We start from the raw sequence: 9,896 nt of genomic DNA, 5'->3' as shown, positions 1-9,896 counted from the left end.
CGCCCGGCGACCATCCGGCAAGCGATCCGCCGCGTAGGTCTCCATGAACGTCTGCAACTCCGCCTCCACCGCTTGCTTGATCAGGTCCCGCGCCCCGCGGCGCAGGAGCGCGGTCAACGGGTCATCGGGCGTGTCCGCTGGCCCGTTCGAAATCTCTGTCGTATCGTAGGTCATGGTGGCGTATCCCCCTTGGCTGGTTGGTTGCTGGTACTTCCATTCCAGCCGGATACGCCGCCTTTCTCAATCCCTCCCGTACACCACTTTTGACAGTAACTCCAACTACACCGCTTCCCGCTTTTATTCGGGGGTGTAACGTTTACGTTTCGACATGAACATTCCTTCGGCTCAGTATGGGCCTCCTCGTAAGTGTCCGCGTTAACGGGGTAGAACCCGTCCGGATCTTTCGGCGATAGAACATATGAAGCAGGACGTGGCAGTCTATACTAGGTATTACAACCTGGAGCGGCGTCATACGGCAGCCGGTGATCTGTCACCTTTAGAGTACGAAAACGCGCTGAATAAAGTGTCCGGTTTTTGTTGACCAGAACTAAGGGAAGTCGGCAATATGTGGAAACCATCATTTTTAGGCTGCTAGATGCTTAGTCCGTTACAGGTGATCGCGGTGGGTTTCGGTCCCGGCGCCGACAGCGGAGTCCGGGTCCTGGCCGAAGTCGATCGACTGCAAGGTCGAGGAGTGTTGCGCCTCATCGACATGCTCTTCGTTGCTAAGGACGAGGACGGCGCGATCCAGCGCCTGGTCATCGGTGACGACGAGGACTTCGGCGTTCTCTTGGCGAGCATCATCCCACTCGACGGTGCCCATCACGTGAAAACCGCAGTGGGCGATGGCTCGTCGGGCTTCAAAGCGGCGGACGCATGGGCACTGATCGAGTCCCTGTCGCCGGGGACGGCACTCGCATTCCTGCTCATTGAGCACAGTTGGGCGCAGCCACTGTTCGACGTGATCGCCGAGACCGGTGGCACACTGTTGGGCGAAGGATTCCTCACGCCCGAAACCGGGCTGTTCGTCGGCTCTGAGGTCGCAGCGATGGAGAAGGCAGCGACGGAGATTGCGGCAGCGCAGGCCGCCGAAGCCCACGCATTGCTCTCGGCTTTGGCGGCACAGACCCATGCAGCTGAGTCGATCGCAGCCTCCGAAGCGATCGGCGGTGCCGCTGCCGCTCGCGCCATACAGGCGCTGATCACTGCAGGGCTTGTGGAGGAAGCAGCCGCCCACGAGGCCGTCGACGCCTTGATCGAGGCCGGCCTCATCGCCGCCGCTGCCCACGAAGCAGCCGCCGAGGCTGTGTCAGAAGGTGCCGCCACCATCAAAGCAGCATCGATTACCATGGCTCAGGCACTGGTCCTGCGCTACTTGCCCACTCAGTTGACCTTCGCGGTCATCGCCGAGAAACTCGGCATCTCACGGGCAGCCGCGAAGCAACGAGCAGAGCGCGCCTACAAGAAGCTCGGGGTCCACAGCCGCGCCGAGGCAGTCGCCCGGGCCCGCGCACTAGGCCTCATCGACTGACCGACAAGCCCGCTTGCCGGCGCAACTTCCCGTTCGCCCCCGAATAGCTACTTACTGTACAGCGCCCATGCTACCAATGGCCTCATGCTTCGGGCTTGCCTGGCTCATCGCGCTTTTCGTCCTTTGAAGGATTAGCGGCTCTGTTGCACAAAACGGTTGAAGGTCGGGGTTCCCCTTCCCCGGGCAGACAAATCCCACTGTCGCCTTCCCGTAAATTCGGTCCATTGAAAACTGGAGGTCTCCGGGCACACTAGAGCCAAAGGAGGCCGAGATGCGCAAGAGTCGGTTTACGGAAAGCCAGATTGTTCAGACGCTGAAGCAAGTCGAAGGCGGCCGGAAGGTGAAGGACTAAAGTGGACCGGGATGCCCGAGGCGATGTTGACGTTCAGGGTCTCGACGTCGATTCTCTTTGCGCAGGCCTGTCAGGCCCGAGCATCTTCGATGCTGGTAACGGTGGCCCCGTCTGGCGTCCCTTCGCGGAGAAACCGCGCCCAATCGGCCATTAGTCGCGCCCGCTGAGGTAACAACTCGTCGCGGGCATAGGCCGCTCGGGTGGCGTCGCTGTTGACGTGCGCCAGCGCTAATTCGCTCACCTCATCGGCGTAGGTGGTGCAGGAGCGGGCCCAGTCCTTGAACGTCGATCGAAATCCGTGCGGTACCGCGTCCACCTGCATGCGTTTGCAGACGGCGCTGATACTCATATCGGACAGCGCACCGCCTCGGGGTGCGGTGAATACCAAATCGGAGTTCGCGAAGCGCGGCAGGGCTTCCAGCAGGGCCACGGCTTCATCGGACAACGGAACCCTGTGCTGTTTGCCCGCTTTGATCCGTTCAGCAGGCACTGTCCATGTTCGAGCGTCCAGATCGATTTCATCCCACGTTGCGCCGCGCACTTCACCCGATCGGGCGGTCGTCAGGATGGCGAATTCCAGCGCCCGTGCGCCCATGCCGGGCCGTTGGCGCAGCGCCTCCATGAATGCTGGGACATCGTTCCAGGGCAGGGCGCGGTAATGGTCGCGCTTGCGGATCTTGCGCGGGGCAGGCAACGCAACCTCCAGGTTCCCTTTCCAGCGGGCCGGGTTGTCGCCTTCGCGATAACCACTCACGGTGGCCCAGCTGAGCACCGATTCAATGCGCTGGCGTATCCGGCTGGCCGTCTCGGTCTTTTCTTTCCAGATGGGGTCCAATACGGCTTTGACGTGCCCCAACTCGATAGCGGAGACCGGAAGTTTGCCCATCGTTGGGAAGGCGTAGTGCTCCAGGGAGCGAATCCAATCCTTGCGGTGCTTCAGGTTGCGGAACTCGTCTTGCTTCGCGGCATGGCATTGGTGGGCGGCCTCGGCGCGCCTCGCGTCTTCTTCGGCTCTGCGTTCGGCTACTGGATCGATTCCCCGCCACAGTTGATCCTTCAGCTCCCGCGCCCGCTCACGGGCTTGTGCGAGCATGACATCGGGGAATCCTCCAAGACCGAAGTTGCGCCGCTTTCCGGCTACGCGCGTGCGCAACACCCATTGCCGCGATCCGGTGTCCGTCACCCGCAGCGCCAGGCCTGACACGCCGCCCACCGCATGGAAGCCTGGACGGTCGATCCGTTTGACCTCAATGGCGGTTAGCTCCTTCGCCTTCTTCGGCACGGTGTCCCTCACAGAGTTATGTGGAGGCTTTTTGTGTAGTGCCTCCTGTATACCCAAAAAAGATGTTCTTGGATGCTACAGGTTGAGACGAAGTTCAACAAGGAGAGAACGGGGAGGCCGGAAAAGGGCCGCAGAACCAGAGAGATAGAGAGGATCTGTGAGACCTATTGAAACACCGGGGCGGTGGTCCTCCGCTCCACCAAACACCAAAGAAAAGGCCTGCTTTCGCAGGCCTTTTCTTTTTTCAGGGTCAGCTGCGTAGTTGGCCCCGTGGTGCCTTGGAGGCCTTTACCGGGGTCCGGCGCGCGAACGGTTCGGGTTCGTGGTCGTTCATCAGCTGGGCCAGGGATGCGGTGGGCAGCGGGCGGCTGCACAAGTAGCCCTGCCAGGCATCGCAGCCCTGTGCGGCCAGAAATCCGAGCTGCTCTTCGGTCTCAACACCCTCGGCAAGCACATCCAGTCCCAGGTTGTGGGCCATGACGATAATGGTCATGGCCAGCTCGGCATCGTTGCGGTCTTCCGGCAGGTTGCGCACGAAGGTCTGGTCGATCTTCAGGATGTCGATTGCGAATTCCTTCAGATAGGCCAGCGACGAATAGCCGGTGCCGAAGTCGTCGATGGCCAGCGCGACGCCGAGGCCCTTGAGTTGCTGCAGGGTGCCGCGCGTCGTGTCGGCATGGTTCATCAGCGTGCTTTCGGTGAGCTCCAGGGTCAGGCGCTGCGGCGGCAGGCCGGATTCGTGCAGTACCTGGCGGATTTGATGGAGCAGGCCCGGTGCGGCGATTTGGCGCGCCGACAGGTTGACCGAGACCTCCAGCGGCGGCAGGCCCTGGCGATCCCATTCCACGACCTGACGGCAGGCCTCGCGCAGGACAAAATCCCCTACGGCGGCGATCAGGCCCGTTTCCTCGGCCAGCGGTATGAACACGTCCGGCGCGATCAGGCCGCGTTCGGGGTCCCGCCAGCGCACCAGTGCCTCGATCCCGGTGATCTTCCCGGACGTCATGTGTACCTGAGGCTGGTAGAACACCTCCAGTTCGTTCTGGGCCAGGGCGTGCCGGAGCCGGTTCTCGATCTCCAGGCGCTGGTTGGCGGCATCGGTGAGGGCGGTACGGTAAAAGCGGAAGGTGTTGCGCCCGGCGTCCTTGGCCTCGTACATCGCCGCATCGGCCTGAGTGAGAAGCTCACCGGCTTCGGTGGCGTCCTCCGGGAACAGTGCAATACCGATGCTCGCGCCTACCTGCAAGTTGGTCCAGCCGCCGACGGCAAAGGGTTCGGCTATGAGCTCCAGAAGCTGGCGGGCGCGGGCCTCAAGCTCCCGATGTTCTGCGGCGTCGTCGATTACCGCGATGAATTCGTCGCCCCCAATCCGGGCCACGGTGCGGGCCTCGAAGCGCGTCTTCAGGCGCTCGCCCAGGATTTGCAGGAGGTCATCGCCGACGCGGTGGCCGAGGCTGTCGTTGATGTTCTTGAAGCGGTCCAGATCCACGAACAGGATGGCCACTAGGCCTTGCCGCTGGCGAGCCTGTTGCATGGCCTCGTCAAGGTGCTCCTGCAGCAGCGTGCGGTTGGGCAGTCCGGTCAGCGGGTCATGCCCGGCCTGGTACGCCAGGCGAGCTTCGTGTGCGCGCAGGCGGCCCTCCGCCGCGCGGCGTTGCTCGACCTCCAGTGAAAGCCGCCGCGTCAGACGCCGGTAGTAGAGCGCAGCCAACCCGCTTAGCAGCAATAGCCCCGCCATGAAGCCGAGCAGGACCTCCGGCCGGGCCTCCCAGTAGGCGCGCAGGCTGATTGCCACGGTGCGGTCGTAGGGCGGGTAGCCGAGTTCTTCCAGGAGTTTGTGTACCGCCCCGTAGGACAACGGGGCCGACCAGCCGTGGTAGCCGCCTTCACGCGCCGCGGGGTGATCCGCGGGCAGGCTCAGCAGGGCGATCGTGACGGCTTCGGCCAGTTGGTCAGGTGTGTGTCCAAGACGCGAGAACGGCCATTCAGGGTAAAGCCGGGTGGAGTGGGCAAATGGAAACCCCGCTGTCTTGCGGGGCGCCAGTACGCGCAGGGTGTCGGCGGGCAGGTCGCCCGATTGCAGCCGTTCCTCCAGCACGCCGGTGCGCACCATGCCGGCGTCGGCCTCGCCGGTTAGCAGGCCCTCGATCACCCGGTAGTGGGGCATGCCGGTGAAGTGAACCGACGCCAGGTCCTCGAACGGATCCACTCCAGCGTTGCGCAGTGCACCGTAACCGGCCAGCCAACCACCCAGAGAGTCTTCTTCTACCGCCAGCAGCCGCTGCCCGCGCAGGTCGTCCAGTGACTGGAGATCGCCGCGTTCGTCGAGGACCAGGATGGTCCCGCCGAACAGGCGGATGGGCTGACCCTGTTCCTCGGCGATCAGGGTGGCCAGGCGGGTGATGCCGTGTTGCGCCTCCAGGCGCACGTAATGGCCGGTGTTGGTGAGGACAAAATCGACGTCCCCGGTGGCGACGGCCTGCTCCAGGTCCGGATAGTTCAGTGCCTGAATGCGGAATTCGGCGGCGTCGACCTGCGTGCTCAGGTAGTCGGCGGTGGGTTGCCACTGGGCCGTGGTCTCCCCGACATCGCGGAACGCCAGTACGCCGATGGTGTAAACGCTGGCACCGTCACCATCTGCCGCCATTGCGGGCGCGGCAACGGACAGGCTGAACAGCAGGAGCAGCAGGATTAGCAGTCGGGGGAGAGTGGGCGCATGACGCATCGGCAAGAGCCTACTATGCCAAGGGACTTGCCGTACACGCTGGGGCGCGAACGGGCGATGGATTACCGGCTCGCGAGGAAGGACGATCACGCGGCGAGTGGGGCCGCCGCGTGATCGGTGTGGTGCCCTACCAGCTCTTGTAGGGCAGGAATTTTCCGTTCCAGGTGATCTTCACGCGGTCGCCCTTTGGGTCCTCGATCTTGTCGATGTCCATGGTGAAGTCGATGGCGCTCATGATGCCGTCGCCGAACTTCTCGTGGATCAGCGCCTTCATGGTGTCGCCGTAGACGTTGATCGCCTCGTAGAAGCGATAGATCACCGGGTCGGTGGGGATGGTCTTGTCCCAGGTCTTGTGCGGGAAGGCCTGCAGCGCCTGCGAGACCTCCGGGCCGAGGCCGAGGAAGGTGGCCAGCTTGTTGGCCTGGTCGCCCTCCAGGTGGTTCATGCCGTAGCAGGCGGAGGTCACGTAGACCTCGTGCAGCCCGGTGGCCTCGGCGATCGCGGCCCAGGTGGTTCCGCGGTTTTCCTTGGCCTCGAGGATGGTGGTGGTCATGGCGTTCTTGCTGAGACTCATCAAATGCTCCTTGAATGCGATGGATGGGTGGGAGTCAGACCGCGCGCACCATGCGCGGGCCGGGTTCCGGATGGCTTTCGCGTTTGCCTGGGTTGACGACGCGAGGGCTGTGGCGCGGATCGTCGCCGCGGGCGGCGGCTGCCTGCGCCCTGGCGGACATCTCCTTGGCGCCGTTGACCAGGAAGTCGACCAGGTGATTGCGGATGGGGTAGTAGGCCTCTTGCTGGTGCAGGTTGGCGCGTTCTCGTGGCCGCGGGATGTCGATCTTCACCGACTCGGCGACCTGGGCATGCGGGCCGTTGGTCATCAGCAGTACGCGGTCCGCCAGCAGGATGGCCTCGTCGACGTCGTGGGTGATCATGAACACGGTCTGGTGGGTTTCCGACCAGATCTTGAGCAGCTCTTCCTGGATGACGCCGCGGGTCAGTGCATCCAGGGCGCCGAACGGCTCGTCCATCAACAGCAGCTTGGGCTCGATGGCGAAGGCCCGGGCGATGCCGACGCGCTGGCGCATGCCGCCGGAGAGTTGCGAGGGCTTGCGATCCATGGCGTCGTCCAGTCCGACCATGTGGAGGTAGCGCTCCGCATGTTCGCGGCGTTTCGCCTTGTTCCAGTGCGGCCAGCGGGCGCGCACCGCGAACATCACGTTGTCGCGTGCCGACAGCCAGGGCAGCAGGCTGTGGTTCTGGAAGATCACGCCCTGGTCGAGGCTCGGGCCGGTAATCTCCTTGTTGTCCATGATCACGTTGCCGTCGGTGGGCGTGGCCAGGCCGGCGAGGACGTTCAGGATGGTGGACTTGCCGCAGCCGGAGTGACCGATCAGGCAGACGAACTCGCCCTTGTTGATGGTCACGTCCACGCCCTCGAACACGGTCATCGGCTCGTTGGAGTCGGGTTGCGGGAAGCGCTGGCTCAGGTTCTCGATTTCGAGGAATCCCTTGCTCATGTTGGGTCTCCTGGTTGGGCGGGGCCGACTAGTCGGCGTAGCGCACGAATTTGGTGGCCTGGGCGAGGGAGGCATCCAGCAGGAAGCCGATGATGCCGATCATGATGATCGCGAAGATCACGCTGGCGAGATCGAGGTTGTTCCACTCGTTCCAGATGTAATAACCGATGCCGGTGCCGCCCACGAGCATCTCGGCGGCGACGATGACCAGCCAGGCGATGCCGATGGAGATGCGCATGCCGGTCAGGATGGTCGGGGCCGCGGCGGGCAGGATCACGGTGAACGCGGTGCGCAAGTTGGACAGCTGGTGGGTCTTGGCTACGTTGAGCCAGTCGTTGCGCACCGAGGCCACGCCGTAGGAGGTGTTCACCAGCATCGGCCAGATCGAGCAGATGAAGATCACGAAGATCGCCGACATGTTGGAGTCGCGAATCACGAACAGGGCCAGCGGCATCCAGGCCAGGGGCGAAATCGGCTTGAGGATCTGGATGTACGGATCGAACGCCTTGTTCAAGAGCGGCGACATGCCGATCACGAAGCCGAGCGGCACGGCGATCAGCGCGGCCAGGGCAAACCCCAACAGGACCCGGTAGACCGAGTAGGCCAGCTGGATGCCGATGCCCTTGTCGTTCGGCCCCGCGTCGTAGAACGGGTTGCTCAGCTCACTGAAGGCGTGGCTGAACACCTGGGTCGGGGCCGGGATGCCGCTGCTGGAACTTCGATCGGTTCCGGCACCCATCAGCTGTTCGTATTCGCTCAGCTCGCCCTGGTGCGGGACGAGGGCCTCCGGGGCGGTGGCCAACTGCCACACGCCCAGAAAGACCACGAGCATCACCAGCGAGAGGACCGTCGCCCGGAAGTTGAGATTGCTCAACATGGCTTAGCTCCTGCGGATTGCGAAGCTGTCGAGATAACCTTCCGGGTCGGTGTAGTCGAACACCTTGCCCATGATCTCGAAGTTCTTGTAGGTGTCGCTCGGCGCTTCGTAGCCCAGCTCGGTCATCACTTCGGCGCACTCGCTGGCGAGGAAGACGTCTTCCGCCAGGCGGTTGTAGTCGAAGTCGCGATCGACATAGCCCCAGCGCTTCATCTGGGTGAGGATCCAGGTCGCCATCGAGTGCCAGGGGAACGGGTCGAAGTCGATCCGGTGCGGGTCGTTCTTGACCTCGCCCAGGCCGTCGGCATAGCGCCCGGTCAGCACCTGCTCCACCACCGATTGCGGCTGGTTGAGGTAGGCACGTGGGGAGATGGCCTCGGCGATCTCGGCGCGGTTGTTGATATCCGAGCTGTACTGGGTGGCCTCGATCAGTGCGCGGAACAGGGCGCCGAAGGTGTTCGGGTTCTCGTTGGCGAAGGCGGCCGAACAGGCGAAGGCGCAGCAGGGGTGGCCGTCCCAGATCTCCTTGGTCAGCATGTGAATGAAGCCGATGCCGTCCCAGACCGCGCGCTGGTTGAAGGGGTCGGGCGCGAGGTAGCCGTCGACGTTCTCGGCGCGCAGGTTGGCGACCATCTCCGGCGGCGGCACGACGCGGATGCTGATGTCGCGATCCGGGTCCAGTCCGTGTTCGGCGACGTAGTAACGCAGCAGGAAGTTGTGCATCGAGTACTCGAAGGGTACCGCGAAGGTGAAGCCCTTCCAGTCCTTCGGGTCGCGCTTGTCCTTGTGCTTGTTGTGCAGGGTGATGGCCTGGCCGTTGATGTTCTCCACCGCCGGCATGATGTAGTGCTCGCGCGAGGAGCCGGAGCCCAGGGTCATCGACAGCGGCATCGGCGAGAGCATGTGCGAGGCGTCGTATTCGCCGGACAGCGACATGTCGCGGGCCACTGCCCAGCCGGCGGTCTTGATCACGTCGACGTCCAGGCCGTGGCGTTCGTAGAAGCCCATGGGGTGGGCCATGATGATCGGTGTGGCGCAGGTGATCGGGACGAAGCCGACCCGCAGCTTGGTCTTTTCCAGCGGGCCACCGTCCTTGATCGCGGCCTTCACCTTGTCCAGCGGCAGGATGGAGCCCAGGGCCGCAGCCACCGTGCCACCACCGATCATCTGCAGGAAGCGCCGGCGGTTGATCTCGTTGTGGCCGAACATGCCGCGGACGATGGCGCTCTCCACTGCGCGATCGACCATGGCCTCGTCGCTCAGGTCTTCGCCGGTGGTGTGGGCGTCCGCCTGGACGGGTTCATGAGTAGCGCGTCGCTCCAGTTTCTCTTCCAGGTCCGGGGACGCGGTGTCGAAGCAGCTGCAGCTGCCCGGCGCGGTGTGCCCGTGGCGGCAGCTGGAGCCGTGGCGCAGGTCGGCATTGGCGTCAAAGGGATCGTGAAGACTCTTGGTCGGCATGGTCGGCTCTCCTCGTGGGTCGATTCGATGCGGGCTTCGTTGCCGCGCATGTCGAGGGTCTTTGCAGGTGCCATGCCAAACGTGGGGAACGGGTCGGTAGGGCGGGGCGGGGACGCGGGAGAGCGGACCTTTTGTCGGCTTTGTCGACAGA

The 9,896-nt window shown here is 63.7% G+C and carries 7 protein-coding genes and 2 pseudogenes; 2 read left to right on the top strand and 7 right to left on the bottom strand.

Annotated features, from left to right (window positions below; translation table 11 throughout):
• Window positions 1-174: pseudogene (locus D578_RS15980) on the bottom strand (IS256 family transposase); the annotation flags it as partial.
• Between the two features lie 238 nt (window positions 175-412).
• Between D578_RS15980 and D578_RS15975 the strand changes: the two are divergent.
• Both D578_RS15975 and D578_RS15130 read left to right on the top strand, forming a co-directional pair.
• Window positions 413-541, top strand: a pseudogene (locus D578_RS15975) (IS3 family transposase); the annotation flags it as partial.
• 54 nt (window positions 542-595) lie between these two features.
• Window positions 596-1,531 (top strand): LuxR C-terminal-related transcriptional regulator, encoded by a 936-nt coding sequence (locus D578_RS15130; protein ID WP_018950253.1) that lies wholly within the window; start codon window positions 596-598, stop codon window positions 1,529-1,531.
• Between the two features lie 422 nt (window positions 1,532-1,953).
• Here the strand turns inward: D578_RS15130 and D578_RS0112355 are convergent, their stop codons facing one another.
• From D578_RS0112355 to D578_RS0112325, 6 genes are all read right to left on the bottom strand, one after another.
• The gene (locus tag D578_RS0112355; RefSeq protein WP_018950252.1) at window positions 1,954-3,177 is read right to left on the bottom strand and encodes a site-specific integrase; all 1,224 of its coding nucleotides are present in this window, start codon (window positions 3,175-3,177) and stop codon (window positions 1,954-1,956) included.
• Between the two features lie 238 nt (window positions 3,178-3,415).
• Complete coding sequence (locus tag D578_RS0112350) at window positions 3,416-5,890, bottom strand: bifunctional diguanylate cyclase/phosphodiesterase (protein WP_018950251.1); 2,475 nt, start codon at window positions 5,888-5,890, stop codon at window positions 3,416-3,418.
• A 127-nt stretch (window positions 5,891-6,017) separates the two neighbouring features.
• Window positions 6,018-6,464 carry a cyanase gene (gene cynS / locus D578_RS0112340; protein WP_018950249.1) on the bottom strand — a complete coding sequence of 149 codons (447 nt, stop codon included), beginning with the start codon at window positions 6,462-6,464 and terminating at the stop codon, window positions 6,018-6,020.
• A 34-nt stretch (window positions 6,465-6,498) separates the two neighbouring features.
• Window positions 6,499-7,410 (bottom strand): ABC transporter ATP-binding protein, encoded by a 912-nt coding sequence (locus D578_RS0112335; protein ID WP_018950248.1) that lies wholly within the window; start codon window positions 7,408-7,410, stop codon window positions 6,499-6,501.
• A gap of 28 nt (window positions 7,411-7,438) precedes the next feature.
• Window positions 7,439-8,287: a nitrate ABC transporter permease gene (gene ntrB, locus D578_RS0112330; RefSeq protein WP_018950247.1), complete on the bottom strand. Its 849-nt coding sequence runs from the start codon at window positions 8,285-8,287 to the stop codon at window positions 7,439-7,441.
• Window positions 8,288-8,290: 3 nt separating this feature from the next.
• Window positions 8,291-9,745 (bottom strand): CmpA/NrtA family ABC transporter substrate-binding protein, encoded by a 1,455-nt coding sequence (locus D578_RS0112325; RefSeq protein ID WP_018950246.1) that lies wholly within the window; start codon window positions 9,743-9,745, stop codon window positions 8,291-8,293.
• Window positions 9,746-9,896: the final 151 nt, after the last annotated feature.

The sequence above is a fragment of the Thioalkalivibrio sp. ALMg11 genome, assembly GCF_000377905.1.
Taxonomy (GTDB): domain Bacteria; phylum Pseudomonadota; class Gammaproteobacteria; order Ectothiorhodospirales; family Ectothiorhodospiraceae; genus Thioalkalivibrio.
This window is presented reverse-complemented; position numbering and strand designations above follow the sequence as displayed.